This is a genomic window from Synergistaceae bacterium (assembly GCA_012521675.1).
Lineage (GTDB): Bacteria > Synergistota > Synergistia > Synergistales > Aminobacteriaceae > JAAYLU01.
In genome coordinates this window covers 16,505-34,284 of the sequence record JAAYLU010000025.1, presented here as the reverse complement: position 1 = coordinate 34,284, position 17,780 = coordinate 16,505, and the positions used below count along the sequence as shown (strand labels likewise).

General features: G+C 60.6%; 18 protein-coding genes and 1 tRNA gene. 15 read left to right on the top strand and 4 right to left on the bottom strand.

Annotation, left to right across the window (positions count from 1 at the left end):
- Positions 1-64: 64 nt before the first annotated feature.
- Positions 65-340: an HU family DNA-binding protein gene (locus tag GX181_03025; GenBank protein NLM70921.1), complete on the top strand. Its 276-nt coding sequence runs from the start codon at positions 65-67 to the stop codon at positions 338-340.
- A 62-nt stretch (positions 341-402) separates the two neighbouring features.
- Here the strand turns inward: GX181_03025 and rsmA are convergent, their stop codons facing one another.
- The 3 genes from rsmA to nifJ all read right to left on the bottom strand — a co-directional run bounded on the left by rsmA (position 403) and on the right by nifJ (position 4,999).
- On the bottom strand, positions 403-1,209 hold the full coding sequence (rsmA, locus tag GX181_03020; GenBank protein ID NLM70920.1) for a ribosomal RNA small subunit methyltransferase A: 807 nt from the start codon (positions 1,207-1,209) through the stop codon (positions 403-405).
- Positions 1,210-1,258: 49 nt separating this feature from the next.
- Positions 1,259-1,335 (bottom strand) — tRNA-Pro (locus GX181_03015).
- A gap of 106 nt (positions 1,336-1,441) precedes the next feature.
- Positions 1,442-4,999, bottom strand: coding sequence for a pyruvate:ferredoxin (flavodoxin) oxidoreductase (gene nifJ / locus GX181_03010; protein NLM70919.1), 3,558 nt, complete (start codon positions 4,997-4,999; stop codon positions 1,442-1,444).
- 333 nt (positions 5,000-5,332) lie between these two features.
- Here nifJ and trmB point away from each other — a divergent pair, with 333 nt between their 5' ends.
- From trmB to coaD, 3 genes are read left to right on the top strand one after another with little or no spacing between them, the layout of a single operon-like run.
- The gene (trmB, locus tag GX181_03005) at positions 5,333-6,316 is read left to right on the top strand and encodes a tRNA (guanosine(46)-N7)-methyltransferase TrmB (GenBank protein NLM70918.1); all 984 of its coding nucleotides are present in this window, start codon (positions 5,333-5,335) and stop codon (positions 6,314-6,316) included.
- A 44-nt stretch (positions 6,317-6,360) separates the two neighbouring features.
- A complete protein-coding gene (locus GX181_03000; protein ID NLM70917.1) occupies positions 6,361-6,864 on the top strand; it encodes a DNA methyltransferase in 504 nt (167 codons plus the stop codon).
- Positions 6,861-7,367 carry a pantetheine-phosphate adenylyltransferase gene (coaD, locus tag GX181_02995; protein ID NLM70916.1) on the top strand — a complete coding sequence of 169 codons (507 nt, stop codon included), beginning with the start codon at positions 6,861-6,863 and terminating at the stop codon, positions 7,365-7,367. Before GX181_03000 ends, coaD begins: the two co-directional genes overlap by 4 nt.
- Here the strand turns inward: coaD and GX181_02990 are convergent.
- Positions 7,327-8,613, bottom strand: a complete 1,287-nt coding sequence (locus GX181_02990) for a nucleotidyltransferase family protein (GenBank protein ID NLM70915.1) — start codon at positions 8,611-8,613, stop codon at positions 7,327-7,329. The two genes, coaD and GX181_02990, sit on opposite strands and share 41 nt — an antisense overlap.
- A gap of 48 nt (positions 8,614-8,661) precedes the next feature.
- On the opposite strand from GX181_02990, the gene GX181_02985 reads away from it, so the two are divergent.
- From GX181_02985 to fabF, 11 genes are all read left to right on the top strand, one after another.
- Positions 8,662-9,858, top strand: a complete 1,197-nt coding sequence (locus tag GX181_02985) for an acetate kinase (GenBank protein NLM70914.1) — start codon at positions 8,662-8,664, stop codon at positions 9,856-9,858.
- Positions 9,859-9,904: 46 nt separating this feature from the next.
- Positions 9,905-10,474 (top strand): DUF177 domain-containing protein, encoded by a 570-nt coding sequence (locus GX181_02980; GenBank protein ID NLM70913.1) that lies wholly within the window; start codon positions 9,905-9,907, stop codon positions 10,472-10,474.
- Positions 10,475-10,495: 21 nt separating this feature from the next.
- A complete protein-coding gene (rpmF, locus tag GX181_02975) occupies positions 10,496-10,699 on the top strand; it encodes a 50S ribosomal protein L32 (GenBank protein NLM70912.1) in 204 nt (67 codons plus the stop codon).
- Between the two features lie 121 nt (positions 10,700-10,820).
- Entirely contained in the window at positions 10,821-11,453 is a 633-nt protein-coding gene (gene fapR / locus GX181_02970) for a transcription factor FapR (GenBank protein ID NLM70911.1), read from the top strand.
- Positions 11,450-12,439, top strand: coding sequence for a phosphate acyltransferase PlsX (gene plsX, locus GX181_02965; GenBank protein ID NLM70910.1), 990 nt, complete (start codon positions 11,450-11,452; stop codon positions 12,437-12,439). Before fapR ends, plsX begins: the two co-directional genes overlap by 4 nt.
- Before the next feature lie 13 nt (positions 12,440-12,452).
- Complete coding sequence (locus GX181_02960) at positions 12,453-13,448, top strand: ketoacyl-ACP synthase III (protein ID NLM70909.1); 996 nt, start codon at positions 12,453-12,455, stop codon at positions 13,446-13,448.
- A complete protein-coding gene (gene fabK, locus GX181_02955) occupies positions 13,438-14,391 on the top strand; it encodes an enoyl-[acyl-carrier-protein] reductase FabK (protein ID NLM70908.1) in 954 nt (317 codons plus the stop codon). Before GX181_02960 ends, fabK begins: the two co-directional genes overlap by 11 nt.
- 19 nt (positions 14,392-14,410) lie before the next feature.
- Positions 14,411-15,358 carry an ACP S-malonyltransferase gene (gene fabD / locus GX181_02950; protein NLM70907.1) on the top strand — a complete coding sequence of 316 codons (948 nt, stop codon included), beginning with the start codon at positions 14,411-14,413 and terminating at the stop codon, positions 15,356-15,358.
- A 1-nt stretch (position 15,359) separates the two neighbouring features.
- Complete coding sequence (gene fabG, locus GX181_02945; GenBank protein NLM70906.1) at positions 15,360-16,100, top strand: 3-oxoacyl-[acyl-carrier-protein] reductase; 741 nt, start codon at positions 15,360-15,362, stop codon at positions 16,098-16,100.
- 26 nt (positions 16,101-16,126) lie between these two features.
- Complete coding sequence (acpP, locus tag GX181_02940; GenBank protein NLM70905.1) at positions 16,127-16,378, top strand: acyl carrier protein; 252 nt, start codon at positions 16,127-16,129, stop codon at positions 16,376-16,378.
- Between the two features lie 99 nt (positions 16,379-16,477).
- Positions 16,478-17,713 carry a beta-ketoacyl-ACP synthase II gene (gene fabF / locus GX181_02935; GenBank protein NLM70904.1) on the top strand — a complete coding sequence of 412 codons (1,236 nt, stop codon included), beginning with the start codon at positions 16,478-16,480 and terminating at the stop codon, positions 17,711-17,713.
- Positions 17,714-17,780 lie beyond the last annotated feature (67 nt).

Here is a 17,780-nt window from a genome sequence, read left to right as displayed (position 1 = left end):
GCGGTTGGCAACGAATAAAGCTGAGGTTGAACGGACAAAATTCATCAAGAGGAGGCTGTGCAAGGTGACCAAGGTAGAGCTCATAGCGGAGGTAGCCAAGGCTACGGGATTGAACAAGAAGGAGTCGGCCGCGGCAGTGGCGGCTGTCTTCGGAGCGATTGAGGGTGCCCTTGAGAGGAAGGAAAAGGTGCAGCTCGTGGGTTTCGGTACTTTCGAGGTCCGCCAGCGGGCAGCGCGCGAGGGGCGCAATCCGCAGGACCCGAAGAAAGTTATCAAGATACCTGCGAAGACAGTCCCCGTTTTCCGTCCCGGCAAGGCGCTGAAGGACAGGGTGGAATAATACCAGCCTTTTTGGATCACGTTTTTCTTCAGGCCTCTATCCGAAAGTTCCGGATGGAGGCCTTACTTGATCTCGGCGGCCAATCTCCACAGCTCGATCCACTGGTCGCATGTCAACTCCTCGGCTCGGGCGTTCGGGGCTATTTTCGCCTGACCCAGCAGGTTGTCCCAGTCCCTCGCCGGATGGAGAACCGACAGGTTGTTCGCCAGCTTTTTCCTCCTGTGGGAGAAGCCCGCCCGCAGGAGCGACCTCCAGAGAGGGTCGTTTGGAAGGTCGGCATGAATGCCGGTGAGGACGACCTCGATCAGCGCCGATAGGACCGACGGAACCGGCCTGAACGACCTGGGGGAGACGGTCCTGATGATCGACGTGCCGCCCATCAGCTCCAGCGTTATCCCGAGGGGGAACCTCGCCTTGGTACGCGGCGGAGCGACCATTCGCTCGGCCGCCTCCCTCTGGACCATCAGCAGAAAGTAGTCGGTCCCTAAGGGCGAAAGCTGCTCCAGGAACCTCCAGACCAGCGGGGTGGTGATGTTGTACGGGATGTTTGCCACGACCTTCGAGGGACGAGGGGATAGGGACGAGTAGTCAAGTGCGAGCGCGTCCCCCCATATCATGGAGACCCTCCCCGGATGAGCGGCGGGTATGTCCTCAAGAAAGGGCGCCAGCCTTCGATCTATCTCCACCGAGTGAAGATAAGAGCAACCGGACGATGCCAGCGCCCGGGTCAGCGCTCCCTGCCCGGCACCGACTTCCAGCACGACGTCGTCCTTGGAGATAGCCGCCCTGTCCACTATATGGCGCAGTATGTTCTTGTCCACGAGGAAGTTCTGCCCGAGGCTCTTTTTGGCTTGGAAAGGGTTCTTCATTGTCCACTCCCGAATAAAAAAAGCGGGGTATGCCCCCGCTTTTACATCCTGGTCGGGACGAGAGGATTCGAACCTCCGACCACCTGCACCCCATGCAGGTACGCTACCAGACTGCGCTACGTCCCGATTATGGATGAATTATACCGGACAGAACCGCCCGCCGTCAAGGAGAAAGACGAAAAAAAGGAGAGGGGGAATTCCCCCTCTCCTTTTTCAGCAATGCAGTACTGTGCTATGCCTCCGCCTTCACGGGCTCCTTGCCCATCTCGGCGAGCTGCTTGTAGATCTCGTACCGTTCCTTCGCGTCCCTTGTGGCCTTATCGAAGAGCTCGTCCGCCGTCTCCGGGAACTCCTTCTTCAGGGAGGCGTAGCGAACCTCGCTCATCAGGTACTCCTTGAAGTCCGCCTTCGGCTCCTTCGAGTCGAGGATGAACGGGTTCTTGCCCTCGTCCGCCAGCTCGGGGTTGTACCTGTACAGGTGCCAGTAGCCGGCCTCAACCGCCTTCTTGGTCTGATCCTGGGTCTTGCCCATCCCGGCGCTGATACCGTGGGCGATGCAGGGGGCGTACGCGATGACCAGGGACGGTCCCTTGTATGCCTCGGCCTCCTTGAGCGCCCTCATGAGCTGGTTCTTGTCCGCGCCCATGCCGACCTGCGCCACGTAGACGTAGCCGTAGGTCATGGCAATGCGGCCAAGGTCCTTCTTCTTGACCTTCTTTCCGGACGCGGCGAACTTCGCGATTGCCGCTGTCTGAGTCGCCTTGGACGACTGTCCTCCGGTGTTCGAGTAGACCTCCGTGTCCAGCACGAGGACGTTGATGTCCTCCCCGGAGGCGAGCACGTGGTCGAGCCCGCCGAAGCCGATGTCGTACGCCCATCCGTCGCCGCCGAAGATCCAGACGGACTTCTTCACGAGGTAGTCCTTGCGGCAGGCGATCTCGCAGAGCAGTTTATTCCCCTCGGGGCCGATGTCCCTGTCGAGCACGGACATGACCTTCTCAGCCGCCACCTTGGACTTCTCGCCGTTATCCTTGGACTCGAGCCACTCGGTGAAAACAGCCTTCATATCCTCGGGGATGTCGAGGGCCAGCAAATCCTTCATGGCATCCTCTATGTACTGCATCGTGGCGTTAATGGAGAGTTTCATCCCGTAACCGTACTCGGCGTTGTCCTCGAACAGCGAGTTGGCCCATGCGGGGCCGTGCCCCTTGGCGTTGACCGTGTACGGCATGTTGGGCGCAGACCCTCCCCAGATGGAGGAGCAGCCGGTTGCGTTGGCGACCAGCATCCGGTCGCCGAAGAGCTGGGTGACAAGCTTCACGTACGGCGTCTCGCCGCATCCCGCGCAAGCGCCGGAGAACTCCATCAGAGGCTGAGAGAACTGGCTTCCCTTGACGGTGAAGATATTCGTCTCGCCGGACTTGTCCGAGATGTTCTCTATGGCGTAGTTCCAGTTGGGGATCTCGTGCTCCTGCGATGCCAGCGGCTTCATCTCCAGCGCGCTCGTCGGGCAGATGTCCGCGCAGTTGCCGCAGGCGAGGCAGTCGAGGACGTCCACCTGCATCTTGTACTTGTAACCGGGGAACTCCTTCCCCTTGACATCGACCGCGCCGAATCCATCGGGGGCGGCCGACACCTCCTGCTCGTTCAGCAGGAATGGACGGATAGCGGCGTGCGGGCAGACCATCGAGCACTGGTTGCACTGGATGCACTTGTCCGCCTTCCACTCCGGGACGTTGACCGCGACTCCGCGCTTCTCGTAGGCAGCGGTGCCCGACGGGAAGTGCCCATCCTCTTTTCCGAGGAAGGCGCTGACGGGGAGGGAGTCTCCGCGCTGGGCGTTGATCTCCATGCACACATCCTTTACGAAGCAGGGTATCTCGCCCGACAGGCCGGAGAGGAGCTCCGGTTCCGTGGTCGCGTTCGCCCACTCCGCAGGCACGTCGATCTTCTTGAGGGCGTTGATCCCCTCGTCCACGGCCTTGAAGTTCATCTTCACGACCTTCTCGCCGTAGCGTCCGTAGGTATCCTCTATGGCCTCCTTCATGTACTTGACCGCGTCGTCGATGGGGATGACATTGGCCAGCTTGAAGAACGCCGCCTGCATGATCATGTTTATCCTGTTGCCGAGGCCGATCTCCTCCGCTATGTCCGTCCCGTTGAGGACGTAGAACTGTATCTCGTCGTTGGCCAGCGCCCTTCTCATCTTGGAGGGAAGGTGCTTCTCAAGCTCCTCGACGGTCGTCCACTGGGTGTTAAGGAGGAAGGATCCGCCCTTCTTAAGGCCGCTCAGCACGTCGTAGAGGTTGACGTACTCCTGCTTGTGGCAGGCGATAAAGTCGGCCATGTCGATGAGGTAGGTCGACTTGATCGGCTTGTCGCCGAAGCGAAGGTGAGAGACCGTGATTCCGCCGGACTTCTTCGAGTCGTACGCAAAGTATCCCTGTGCGTACATGTCCGTCCTGTCGCCTATGATCATGATCGAGTTCTTGTTCGCTCCGACCGTGCCGTCCGAGCCCAGGCCCCAGAACTTGCAGCGGATCGTCCCCTCCGGGGCGGCCGCTATGTGCTCCTGCACGGGCAGGGAGGTGTGGGTCACGTCGTCGACAATGCTGATCGTGAAGTTGTCCTTTGGCTGGTAGAGCTTCAGGTTGTCGAACACCGACTTGATATGGGTCGGGGTGGTGTCCTTCGAGCCGAGGCCGTAGCGTCCGCCGACGATGAGCGGGCCGTCCGCCATGTCCTTGAACAGGGCGCAGACGTCTTCGAACAGGGGCTCGCCGAGAGCGCCGGGCTCCTTGCAGCGGTCGAGCACGGCGATTCTCCTGACCGTCGCAGGAAGCACGTTGAAGAAGAACTTCTCGGAGAAGGGCCTGTACAAATGCACCTCGATGACGCCCGTCCTCTCGCCGCGGGCGTTCAGATAGTCCACCGTCTCCTCGATCGCCTGGCAGACCGAGCCCATGGCGACGATGATGCTCTCTGCCTCCGGGTCGCCGTAGTACTTGAACGGGTGGTACTCCCTGCCGGTCAGCTTCTTGATCTCCTGCATGTAGTGCTCGACTATGTCGGGGATGACCGTGTAGAACCTGTTCGCGGCCTCCTTCGCCTGGAAGAAGATGTCCGGGTTCTGGGCGGTGCCCTTCTGGAAGGGGCGCTCCGGGTTCATCGCGCGGGCTCTAAACTTTGCCAGCGCTTCGTAGTCGACAAGCTTGGCCAAGTCCTCGTACTGAAGCTCGTCGATCTTCTGAATCTCGTGGGAGGTCCTGAACCCGTCGAAGAAGTTCACGAAGGGCAGGCTTCCCTTGATGGCCGACAGGTGCGCGACCGCCGTCAGGTCCATGACTTCCTGCACGCTGCCGGAGGCGAGAAAGGCGAAGCCCGTGCCCCTGCACGCCATCACGTCGCTGTGGTCGCCGAAGATGGAGAGGGCGTGCCCCGCCACGGCCCTGGCCGTAACGTCGAAGACGCCCGGCAGAAGCTCGCCGGAGATCTTGTACATGTTGGGCATCATCAGGAGCAGCCCCTGGGACGCTGTGAAGGTGGTCGAGAGCGATCCGGCGGAAAGGGAGCCGTGGACTGCCCCCGCCGCGCCTGCCTCCGACTGGAGCTCCGTGACCATCACCGGCTTGCCGAAGATGTTCTTCCTGCCGCGGGCCGCCCATTCGTCGACTACCTCGGGCATGTTCGAGGACGGCGTGATCGGGTAGATCGCGGCGACCTCCGTGAACGCATATGACACGTGCGCTGCTGCGGTGTTGCCGTCCATCGATTTCCAGTTTCTCTTCATTGATGTACCCCCTCTTGATTTTTCAGGGCTGCCGCCGCCGGGCGGCAGCACCTGTTTTATTATTCACAAACTGTCCGGCGCGAAAAACCCGCCGGGTGTCTCTGACACCCTACCATATTCTACATCAAGAACGGGATTTTGCATTATGTATAATCCGCATCTCGGAGAAAAAGCGCGAAAAAGCCACTTTTGCCATCAATGACCCGTTCATTCCGGCCTTGCTCTCTGACGGGGCGACTTAAGTTGCCCCGTTTTTTTATGCCGTGACGTATTCGCCTGAGGGACTGTTATAATCGTCTTGTTCGAGGATAATAGTTTTACAGGAGCGACCAATTGATCGACGCAAGCGGCATTATAATTCTTCCGGAGAGAGAGTCTCTTCCCCTGGATCTCGCGAGGGGTCGTGCGGGGGTACCCGTCTTTCTGGAGCTTGGTTTTGGCAACGGAGAGTACCTGCTTCACCTTGCGAGGGAGGATCGGGACGCCATCTTCTGGGGAGCGGAGATGTCCCGTTCATGCGTGTTGCGCGCGTTGAAGCGGGTTGTCAAAGAGGGAACGGAGAATGTCTTTCTCGTCTGCTGCGACGCGAGGTTTTTCCTTAAGGAATGTTTGCCCCGTGGCTCGCTCGACGGGATCTTCATGAACTTTCCCTGCCCCTGGCCGAAGAAGAGGCACACGAAGCGCAGGCTCTCCGGCGAGGGATTTCCTTCGCGGATCTCCGGTGCATTGGGGGCGGACGGCTTCTTCGAGCTGATGACGGACGAGGAGTGGTTCGCGCTCGAAGTGAGGGACTCTTTCGCGGAGGAATCCACTTTTTTTCCAGTCGAGTGGGACGAGAACCCTCCGCGACCGGTGACTACGAAATACGAGCGAAAGTGGACGGAGATGGGGAAGAGCCTGTACCGTCTCAGGTTTGTCAAGAGAGAGGAGGAGGGCGTGAAGACGCCCCCCCGGTTAGGGAGGTCCGAGGATTTGCATATCTTGGTTCCGGGCTGCGGCCCTCTGTCGGATCTGATGAAAAGCCTTTACAATCTCGAGGGAAAAACGGAGGATTCCCTCTGGGTGTTGAAAAAAACGTACTCCTCCGGAAAGGGAGGAGAGCACTTGGTCGAGGCCGTATGCACGGACGGCGGGTTCGAGCAGAAGTTTTTCCTGATGCTGGTCGAGAGGGAGGACGACGTGCTTGTGAAGGTCGCCCCTTACTCTAGCCCCTATCTGACCGGCTCGGTCAAGGGCGCCATCAGGGGGCTGGCCTCCGCCGTCGAAAGGCACTGCAGCGGCGCTTCCGCCGGACCAGACGGGGAGACGAACCCGTGAGGGGAGAGCTGGTCCGGGAGGTCCGTCCGACATCGGGAATCGTCATGAACGCTCTTTTCAACATACTGGGTGACATGAGCGGCCGATCGTTTCTCGATCTCTTCTCCGGCACGGGAAGGGTCGCGAAAAAGGCGGCGGACCTGGGCGCGGATTGCGTGGTGGCGGTCGAGACTCTGCCTGCACGCTCCAGGGAGATACGGGCCCTGTTCGCAGGTCATCCCTCCTTCTCGCTGCTCTCGATGGATGTGCGCAGGGCTCTCTCCTTTCTGAGACGAAAGGGGAGGCTGTTCGACGTAGTGTTCGCGGATCCGCCCTATGGGGCTGGATGGCCCGCCGAGCTGCCGGGGTTGCTCTTCCCCGAGAGCGGAGGCGTGCTGAAGGATGACGGGGTCGCTGTGATCGAGCACTCGGCCAGGGAGACGATACCGGAGGGTACCTCCTACCTGGTGACGGACTGCCGAAGGTACGGGGACAGCGCTCTCTCCTTTTTGACGAGCGCGAGCGGCCGCGAGGACGGATCAGAGCAGAAGGGAGCCGATGATCGATGAAGGGTTTTATCAGCGCAGTCTATCCCGGTTCATTCGATCCTATAACAAACGGGCATATATATATCGCGGAAAGGGCGGCGGCGTTGTTCGACGAGGTGATAGTCAGCGTCCTGTTGAATCCCCAGAAGAAGGCCGCCTTCACCGTGGAGGAGAGAAAGGCCATGGCGAGGGAGGCGTTGAGCCATCTGAACAACGTCAAGGTGGGGGCATTCTCGGGCCTGCTCGTGGACTTTCTTCGGCAGGAGAGGAGCAGGATAATAATACGGGGGCTCAGGGCCCTGTCGGACTTCGAGTACGAGTTCCAGCTCGCACTTATGAACAGGCAGCTCGCACCCGATATCGAGACACTGTTCATAGTCACGGAGGCCAGGTATTCATACCTGTCGTCCAACGCCGTCAAGGAGATCTACCAGTTCGGCGGCGCGGTCCACGAGATGGTGCCTCCTGGCGTCTTCCGCAGGCTCAGGGAGAGGTTTCCTCTCCCTCACACTCTCGCGCCGTGAAGAAGCATCGTCTCTTCTCCGAGCCCGCCTGGAAGGAGGGGGTCAGCCCCTCCCAGATTCCTGCCGCAACAAGCTCTATTCGGGCCAGCAGCCCCTCCGCTCCCCGCCTCGCGGCCGGCAGTTTGCCTCTGACGGGCAGGGAGGCGCTCTTCCTCATTCGCCTCAGTATCTCGAGTCCGGCCCCGTCGGCGGCCAGAGGCCGGATGTAGGCCGGGCCGTTCGCCTGCAGTGCCCGGTTGTCGTCGTGTTCCACTCCGAGCAGGAGATGGATGGCCTGTCTTTGAACCCGTCCCCTCGGGTACCTCCCGGTAACGCACTTTCCTATGAACTCCTCCCAGGTCCTGCTGTCCTCCGCAAACTTCAAGAGCCTGTTCTCCATCCCCTCGCCCATCTCGGAGTATCGGGCGAGGTCGGCTGCCGGTGTCCTGAGGACGAGCGCGCGCACCGTCCTCCACAAGAGCTCGGTCGAGGGCACGAAGCGCCCGTCGGCCATGCACCTCTCGAGCACCTCCAAACTCCCCGGCGGTACGGCGGAGGAGATGTGTTCAAGCCCCTTCTCCGCTATGCCCCTGCGGATGGCGGTGGCACTTGCAAAAAAACCGTCCTTCGGCTCGGAAGGAAGAGAGGGGTCGTGGTAGCCGCCGCCCGTCCTGCGCACGGGAAAGCAGTTCAACTTGTGTCCCATCCTCCTGATTCGCTCCATGTACGCAAGGGCCAGAGAGTTGTTGGGGGAGGAAACGACCCTTTCATAGGCCGGGTCGATGGTGCCAAGCGCCTTCGCCCTGGCTTTCACGTAGGAAAAACCAGAATTCAGATGTTTTTTCAGAGTATCCTTGAAAGTTACGGGCTCGTGGACTAGAATATCGATGAGTGACGAGACGTCAAAATCCGGATCTTCCATCCCGAAGGACAGCGAACCAACGACACCGGTCGCCGCCAGAGTGTCCACAGCGCCGGACGCGAAAACTCCGGCGTTGTGGCATGAAAAGAAGGCGGGCAGGCCAAGCACCAGGTTGGCCCCGGCCGAGAGAGCGCTCTCGGCCCGGTCCCACGGGCTCAGCAGCGCCGGTTCGCCTCTCTGCGTGAAGTAGGAGGAGAGGATGGCGACGACAGCTCCGTCTGCTCCTGCCAGCTCCCTGGCGCGGTTTATGTGGTGCGCGTGTCCGTTGTGCAGCGGGTTGTACTCGGCTACTATGCCGACGTAGTTCTCATATATAGCGACCGGCCCCCTTTCACATATAACGATACACCCGGTGAAAGAGCCAGGTCAATACGAGAGGAAGGGAAATGTTTTATGAAGATCCTTGTAATCAACTGCGGCAGCTCATCCCTTAAGTACCAGCTTTTCGACATGAGAGACGAATCCGTCCTCGCGAAGGGGCTGGTGGAGAGGATCGGAATCGAGGGCGCACGTATCAAGCACACCAAGACCGGTATGGATACCGTGACCAAGAACGCCGACATCCCGAACCACAAGGTGGCCTTCAAGATCGTCGTCGAGGCGCTTCTCGACGCAGGTCACGGCGTCCTCAAGAGCCTTGATGAGCTCACCGCCGTCGGACACAGGGTGGTCCACGCGGGAGAGAGGTACGCCGGGTCCGTCCTGATCACGCACGACGTCATAGACGCGCTTGAGGAGTGCGTCCCCCTCGCTCCGCTGCACAACCCGGCCAACCTGATGGGCATCTACGCTGTCACGGAGGAGCTGCCCAACATCCCGCAGGTCGGGGTCTTCGACACGGCCTTCCACCAGACTATGCCGGGCTACGCCTACATGTACGGCATTCCATACCACTACTACGAAAAATACAAGGTCCGCCGCTACGGCTTCCACGGCACCAGCCACTACTACGTATCGTACAGGGCCGCGGAGATCCTGAAGAAGCCGGTGGAGTCCCTCAACATAGTGACCTGTCACATGGGCAACGGAAGTTCCATCACGGCGGTGAAGGGCGGCGTGTCCGTCGACACCAGCATGGGTTTCAGCCCCCTTCCCGGGATCATCATGGGAACTCGCTCCGGCGATGTGGACCCGGTGCTGGTCTCCTATCTCCAGGAGCACGAGGCGATCGACAACAAGGCGATGAGCCACGTGTTGAACAAGGAGAGCGGCCTGCTGGGCATCTCCGGGGTCAGCAGCGACCTGCGCGATATTGAAGAGGCCGCCGACTCGGGAAACCAGAGGGCGAAGCTGGCCGAGGAAATGCTATGCTACACGGCGAAGAAGTACGTCGCATCCTACGCCGCCGCCATGGGCGGGATAGACGTGCTGGTCTTCACAGCGGGGATCGGCGAGAACAGCTCTCGCACCCGCGAGAAGATCTGCACGGGGCTCGAGTTCATGGGGATTAAGATAGACAAGGAGAAGAACAAGGTACGGGCCGAAGAGGCGCTGATCTGCGCGGAGGACAGCAGGGTCGCCATACTTGTCGTCCCGACGGACGAGGAGCTGGTGATCGCCCGAGACACCAAGAGGATAGCGATGGGCTAGGCCCCTTTCTGGGAGGCGCGATTTGCCGATAACGGAGAGACCCGCCTTGTGGCGTTTCGAGATCGAAGTGCCAAAGTTTGGTGACGAGGAGGCGCGAACCGGCGCCTCCTGGGAGTTGCCCCTTCATACCTGCCTCGCTGGGGAAGGTGAGGAGCTCCTGTACGACGGAATGTCCTTCAGGTTTGTCTCCCCCCTTGTGGTGGAGGCGGAGGTCAGGTGGTCGGGCGAAGAGCTGCTTGTCGACGTCGGTTTGAACGTCGCTCTGTCGTCTTCATGTTCCCGGTGTCTTGAGCCGGCGGGTATTGAAATTCGCGAGGATTTCATGTATCTTTACTCTCTGCGGAAGAACGTAAAGGGAAAAAAGACGTCCGAGGAGGGCGAAGATTATCGTATGGTGACGATACCCTGCTGGAAGAGCAGGCTCGACATATCGGACCAGGTCTACGAGAGTCTCGTCCTTTCGCTGCCGTCGAGGGCGCTCTGCTCCCCGGCCTGCCGGGGGATCTGCCCGTCGTGCGGCAGGCGGCTGGAGTCCGGGAGTTGTTCATGTTCTTCCGTCGAGATCGACCCGAGGCTGGAGGAGCTTCTCGCGTTCGAAACTGACGATGATACGTAGTGAAAAGGAGGGATATGCAGAATGGCGACGCCGAAGAGCAGGGTATCTCATGCCCGTACTCATAAAAGAAAATCCGTGTGGCTCGGGTCCCTTACCAAACCGGAGCTGACGACCTGCACGCACTGTGGGGAGACGATCATGAACTACAGGGCCTGCGGAGAGTGCGGCTATTACAGGGGCAGAAAGGTTTTAAAGACGGCCGCCGATTCGGAGGCGGACGAGTAGCCTCGCGGAGACCGGCAGTTATGACGATCGGAAAATGGAGGGCTTGCCCTCCATTTTTTGTCTGTTTTTCCTATTGACCGTCGCACAGTAGGCAGCTATACTTACCTAGTCCTAAGAGCAGATGCTACGAGCAGGTGCCCATATTAAGGAGGGGACTGCAATCAAGTCTCAGAGGAAGAGAGCCAGGCAGGGGAAGTTGCTCAAGCTGATCGAACACAACCCTCTTGCGACGGACGAGGAGCTCGCGGCTTCTTTCAGCGTAAGCGTGAGCACAATCCGTCTCGACAGGGCTGTGCTGGGGATTCCCGAGCTCAGGGAACGCATGAAGTCCATGGCTCAAAGGGCCACTAGCAGACTGCGCTCGCTGAAGCAGACCGAGGTCGTCGGGGACCTGTTGGAGCTGGAGCCGAACAAGTGGGCGCTCTCCGTCCTCGATACCCGCAGGGAGATGGCCTTCCGCGAGACGTCCATGGTCTGCGATCACTATATTTACGCCCAGGCCAGCTCGATAGCGATAGCCGTCGTCGAGGCGGACTTCGTGCTCGTCGACTCGATGAGAGGGGAGTTCAAAGGGCACGCCCGCGTCGGGGACTCGCTGGTCGCCAGGGCCAAGGTCGGAGTCCACAAGGACGACAAGTACATTGTGAGCGTCAGGACCAAGGTCGGGGACAGGGAGATTTTCGTCGGAAGGTTCATTGCCGCTGTGGTGAATAACAACCATACGAAAGACGCAAGAGAGGTGAGCTCCGTTTGATAATCGCCGTTGACGCGATGGGGGGGGACCACGGCCCCTCGGAGATCTGCAAGGCTGCATTGATGGCGTGCGAGGAGCACCGCGATCTGGAGCTGGTGCTGGTCGGATCCGAGCCGCTTATGGCGCCGCTTCTCGAAAGGGCGGACTCCTCCGTGAGCGGGCGCATCGGCATCGTGCACACCGACGAAAGAGTGGAGATGAACGAGCATCCGACCCTCGCGATACGGAAAAAAAGGAACTCCAGTATCCGGCTCGCGATGGAGATGGTCAGGTCGGGCGAGGCCTCCGGGTGCGTGTCGGCGGGCAACACGGGCGCGGTGGTCGCAGGGGGAGTACTGGTCGTCGGCAGGATCTCAGGGATCGACCGCCCGGCGCTGGGGGTGGCGTTGCCCACTTTGAACAAGTACACCTTTCTTTTGGACGTCGGGGCGAACGTGAGGAGCAAGCCCTTTCAGCTGTACCAGTTCGCCCACATGGGCAACATATATTCCAAGCGCATCCTGGGTGTGGTCGAGCCTCAGATAGCGCTGCTCTCGAACGGGTCGGAGGATATCAAGGGGGACGAAGCCGTCTCCGGGGCGAAGGCCCTCATCATGGAGAGTTCTTTGAGGTTTTCGGGCTATGTCGAGGGAGACGACATTCCTTACAGCAGGGCCGACGTGGTGGTCTGCGACGGCTTCTCCGGAAACGTGGTCCTGAAGTTCGCAGAGGGTCTTATGACCGCGGCGGCGTCTCTCCTGGAGGAGGAGATCGGGCAGAGGGTCCTACCGAAGATCGGCATGCTCTTCATGCTGCCGATGGTGAAGGACCTGATGGCCCGGTTCCACTACGAGAAGCACGGAGGGACTCCCCTTCTGGGAGTGAACGGAGCGGTAATCAAGGCTCACGGGCGCTCCAAGGCGCCCGCGATTTTAAGCGCTTTGAAAGTGGCGAGGAGCTTCGTCGGACAGAACGGTGTGGAGTTGATCAGAGAAGAGCTTGGGTAAAGGAGGACTCCTCATGGCGTTGTTTCAAGGAGTGCCGGCGGCCGTTCGAGGAATCGGAAGGCACGTCCCGGAGAGAGTGTTGACCAACGAGGACCTGTCGAGGATGGTCGATACGAGCGATGAGTGGATACGGGAGAGGACCGGGATTCAAAGAAGGCACATTGCAGAGGCGGGGGAACTGACAAGCGAGCTGGCGCTGAAGGCGGGACGGGCGGCCCTGGAGGACGCAGGTGTGTCTCCGAACGAGCTGGACATGGTAATAGTCGCGACCAACAGCCCCGACACCCTCTTTCCCGGAGTGGCACCCAAGGTACAGGGCCTCCTGGGGGCTGACCGGGCGGGGGCCTTCGACGTCCAGTCCGGCTGCACGAGCGGCGTCTATTCCATCGCCCTCGGCGTGAGCGGCATAGCGTCGGGCATCTGGAGGAACGTGCTGGTCATCGGTGCCGAGGTGCTATCGGCTCTGATCGACTGGAGCGACAGGAACACATGCGTGCTCTTCGGAGACGGCGCGGGTGCGGTGCTTCTCGCCCCCTCGGAGGGGAGGGGCCGCTTCCTGTCTGCGGGGCTGAGGTCGGACGGCACGAAGCACGACCAGATAACCCTTTTAGGCGGGCTCGTCGAGCACCCCGCGTCGCAAGAGACGCTGGCCGAGAAAAAGCACTTTGTGACGATGAAGGGAAACGACGTCTTCAAGTTCGTGAACAGGGTGATCCCCCCTTTCTTAAAGGAATTATGCGAGGATTCCGGCCTGTCGGTCGGCGACATCGACTGGTGGTTCTTCCACCAGGCGAACCGGAGGATAATAGAACGAGCGGCCGAGAGACTCGGTATCGCGCCCGACAGAGTCTTTATAAACCTTGATGAGTACGGGAACACGTCGGCCGCGTCCGTCTTCATCGCCCTGTCCGACTTCGCGGGGCAAGGGCGGCTGGTATCCGGCCAAAGGCTGCTGTTGACCGCTTTTGGAGCAGGCATGACTTACGGAGGTGTGATCTATGAGACCTGATTTTCGCGATAACCGGGTGACTCGCCTGTTGGGCTGCGGTTACCCCCTTATCCAGGGCGGGATGGCATGGGTTGCGAACGCCGAGCTTGCGGCCGCAGTGAGCAACGGAGGCGGGCTCGGGATTATTGCCGCGGCGAATATGCCTCCCGAGCTCCTGGAGAAGGAGATCCTGAAAGTGCGCACCCTGACGGACAAGCCGTTCGGCCTGAACATCATGCTGATGTCCACGACCGTTGACGACGTCCTGGAGATCGTCCTAGAGTTCGGAGTCTCCATCGTCACCACCGGCGCGGGAAGCCCCGGCAGGGTGATCGAGAAACTCAAGCCGCACGGGGTCACGATACTCCCGGTGATCGCCTCCGTGGCGCAGGCGAAGAGGGTGGAGAAACAGGGTGCCGACGCGGTCATAGCCGAGGGGATGGAGGCGGGCGGACACGTCGGCGAGATAACGACTATGGCCCTCGTCCCGCAGATAGTCGACGCGGTGGATATCCCGGTGGTGGCCGCCGGAGGGGTCGCGGATGGCAGGGGCGTCGCGGCCGCGTTCGCGCTCGGGGCGGAGGGTGTTCAGGTCGGGACCAGGTTCGTCTGCTGCACCGAGTCGACCGTGCATCCGGCCTACAAAGAGGCGGTGATCGCGGCGAGAGACCGAAGCAATGTCATCACAGGCAGACCCACGGGTCACCCGGTCAGGTGCCTGAAGAACAAGCTTACGAGCCGTTTCGAGGAACTGGAGAGGGAGAACGCCCCGATCGAGGAGTACGAGAAGCTCGGCGCCGGGCGGCTGAGGGCCGCCGTGGTCGACGGGGATATGGAGTGGGGATCCCTCATGGCCGGCCAGGTCTCGGCCTTGGTGAACGACATCAGGCCTGCGGCGGAGATAATCGAGGGGTTGTTCTCCGAGGCGAGGAACGTGGCCCGGATGGTCGGCGCGGTTTTATAAATATGATAGAGGTGACATGATGTCCTACTCACTTGTTTTTCCAGGACAGGGCTCTCAGGCGGTCGGCATGGGGCTGGACCTGCGAAACTCTTTCAAGTCGGCGTCCAGGGTCTTTGAGCGGGCCGACGACGCCCTGTCCTTGAACCTCTCGAAGATCATCTTCGACGGGCCGGAGGAGGAACTGCGAAGGACCGCCTACACCCAGCCCGCCCTGCTGACGGTTAGCATCGCCTTCTTGGCCGTGTTGGAGGAGATGACGGACGGAGCGATCAAGCCGGCCTATCTCGCCGGACACAGCTTGGGAGAGTACACCGCGCTGGTGGCCGGAGGCGCCCTCTCCCTGGAGGATGGGGCCAGGCTGGTGCATCTTCGTGGCAGGCTTATGCAGGAGGCGGTCCCCGAGGGGCGAGGTGCGATGGCGGCCATCCTGGGGCTGAATGCGGCCGGCGTCGCTTCCGTGTGCGAGGAGGCGGCGCCCGGAGGGGAGTGCCAGCCCGCGAACTTCAACTCACCCGGCCAGACGGTGATCTCAGGGGAGGCGGAGTTCGTGGAAAAAGCGATGAAGCTGGCAAAGGCCAAGGGGGCGAAGAGGGCTATCCCTCTCAACGTGAGCGCCCCCTTTCATAGCAGGCTCATGAGACCGCTGGCGGACGAGCTCTTCGCCGCTTTCGAGAAGTGCGAGTGGAGGATCCCCTCGGCGCCTGTCGTGTCGAACGCGAGGGCACTTCCGCTCACCGAGGTGGACGAGATCAAGAGGTCTCTGTTCGACCAGACGTTCATGCCTGTCCTGTGGGAGGGCTCGGTGAACTGGATGGCCGACGCAGGAGTCTCGGTCTTCTTCGAGATCGGGGCCGGAACAGTGTTGACCGGACTGATAAAGAAATGCCGAAAGGGATTGGTTGCGCATTCTTGCGGGACCCTTGAAGAACTTGAGAGGGTGGCCGGACTTCTAAAGGAGATGATCTGACATGGCGCCCAGGACCGCACTGGTGACCGGAGCAGGCAGGGGAATAGGCAGGGCCGTCGCTCTGAGGCTTGCCGAGAGTGGCTTTCAAATGGCCGTGAACTTCAGAAGCAGCGAGAAAGCGGCCCTGGAGGTTTGTGATATTATTGCCGCCGGAGGAGGAAGCGCCTTCCCCTTCCAGGGGGACATGTCCCGCCCCGAGGACGTGAAGAGAGTCTTCGCCGAGGTGAACGAGCGTTTCGGGCCCGTCTCCGCGCTGGTGAACAACGCCGGGATAACCAAGGACGGGCTTCTGCTTCGAATGAAGGACGAGGACTGGGAGTCCGTCATAGCGGCCAATCTCTCGTCCGTGTTCTACTGCACCAGGGAGGCCATACGAGGGATGGTGCGGGCTAAGTGGGGGAGGATCATCAACATCGCCTCCGTGGTGGCCCTGATCGGAAACCCGGGCCAGCCGAACTACTGCGCGTCCAAGGCCGGCGTCATCGGGTTCACTAAGAGCGCCGCTAGGGAGTACGCATCCAAGGGTGTAACGGTCAATGCGATAGCTCCCGGTTTCATAGCCACGGACATGACGGACGCCATGCCCGGGGAGGCTAGAGAGGCCCTCCTGGGACAGATCCCCTCGGGAAGGGCCGGGACACCGGACGATGTCGCCCATCTCGCGTGTTTCCTGGCCTCGGACGAGGCGTCTTATATAACCGGACAGGTCGTCGCCGTAGACGGCGGCATGACGATGTGCTAGAAGAGACCGAAGGGAGGTGAAAGAGAATGAAGAAAGAGGAGATGCTCGCCCGGTTGAAGGAGATCATTATCGACAGGCTCGATGTCGAAGAGGATCAGATAGTCCCGGAGGCCTCGTTCGTCGAGGACCTGGGGGCGGACTCCCTTGATATCGTGGAGCTTATCATGGGGATCGAGGAGGAGTTCGACATGGAGATCCCCGACGAGGACGCCGAGAAACTGACCACGGTAGGCGAGGCGATGAATTACACACTGAGCAAACTTGGTGCGGACGAGTAGCGGCCGAAAGGCGAGGGGGAGCGCGTCCGCGTTCCCCCTTGGGACTACCCGAGAGGTTTATCGTCGGCACCGACCTTTTAGGCGGAGGAGTGAAGTGTTTTGAGAAGGGTCGTTGTCACGGGGCTTGGAGTTGTAAGCCCCATCGCCACGGGAAAAGAAGACTACTGGAGAGCTTTGAAGGCGGGAAAGAACGGCATCGGTCCTCTGACCACGTTCGACGCGAGCGACAGCCCGATTCCTTTCGGCGCGGACGTAAAGGATTTCGCCCCGAACCGCTGGATGGAGAGCAAGGAGGCCAAGCGCTCGGACCGCGTCATTCAATTCGCAGTGGCCGCCGCGGATATGGCGGTCGTTGATGCAAAGCTCGATACGGGAAGCCTGGATCCATATAAATTCGGAGTGTTCATCGGAAGTGGTCAGGGCGGTATCGAGACCACGTTCAACAACTTCAAGACCATGATGGAGAAGGGACCCAGGCGGGTAAGCCCATTTTTCATCCCGATGATGATAAGCAACATGTCCACGGCGTATGTCGCAATAAAGCACAACGCCAAGGGACCGAACATGTGCGTGGTGACCGCCTGCGCCACCTCGGTCCACAGCATTGGAGAGGCATATCACAACATTCTTCGCGATGACGCGGACGTGATTCTCGCGGGCGGAACCGAGGCGGCGCTCCGTACGATCAGCATCGCCGGCTTCGCTGCCATGAAGGCGCTCTCCACGAGGCTGGATGAGCCGGGAAGGGCATCGCGACCCTTCGACGTCGATCGAGATGGCTTCGTAATGGGAGAGGGAGCGGGAGTTATCCTGCTGGAGGAGCTGGAGCACGCGAAGAAACGCGGTGCTCATATCTACGCGGAGATCGTCGGATACGGAAATACGTGCGACGCCAGCCATATCACCGCGCCCGACCCGGAGGGAGACGGCGCGGCGCGCGCCATGCGCAAGGCCATCGCACATGCGAAGTGGCTGCCCGAGGATGTGGAGTTCATCAACGCGCACGGGACATCGACCCCTCTGAACGATAAGATGGAGGCAATGGCGATCCGCAGCGTCCTGGGAGACCATACGGATAAAGTCCATGTCAACTCCACCAAATCGATGATCGGACACTGCCTGGGAGCGGCGGGCGCACTGGAGACGGTGGCGGCGCTTCAGGCCATCGAGGAGGGAGTCATACACCCCACCATCAACCTGGATAACCTCGATCCCGAGTGCGAGATAAACGTCGTGGGGGACAAAGCGGTGGAGAAGCATGTCTCAAGGCTCCTGGTGAACAGCTTCGGGTTCGGAGGGCACAACGGCGTCATAGCCCTTCAAAAGTACGAATAGGCGAAGGCAGAGCGCGGGCCTCCCGGGTCGCACGAGAGGATCGTCCGGCACGGGGGTCCGCGCGCAG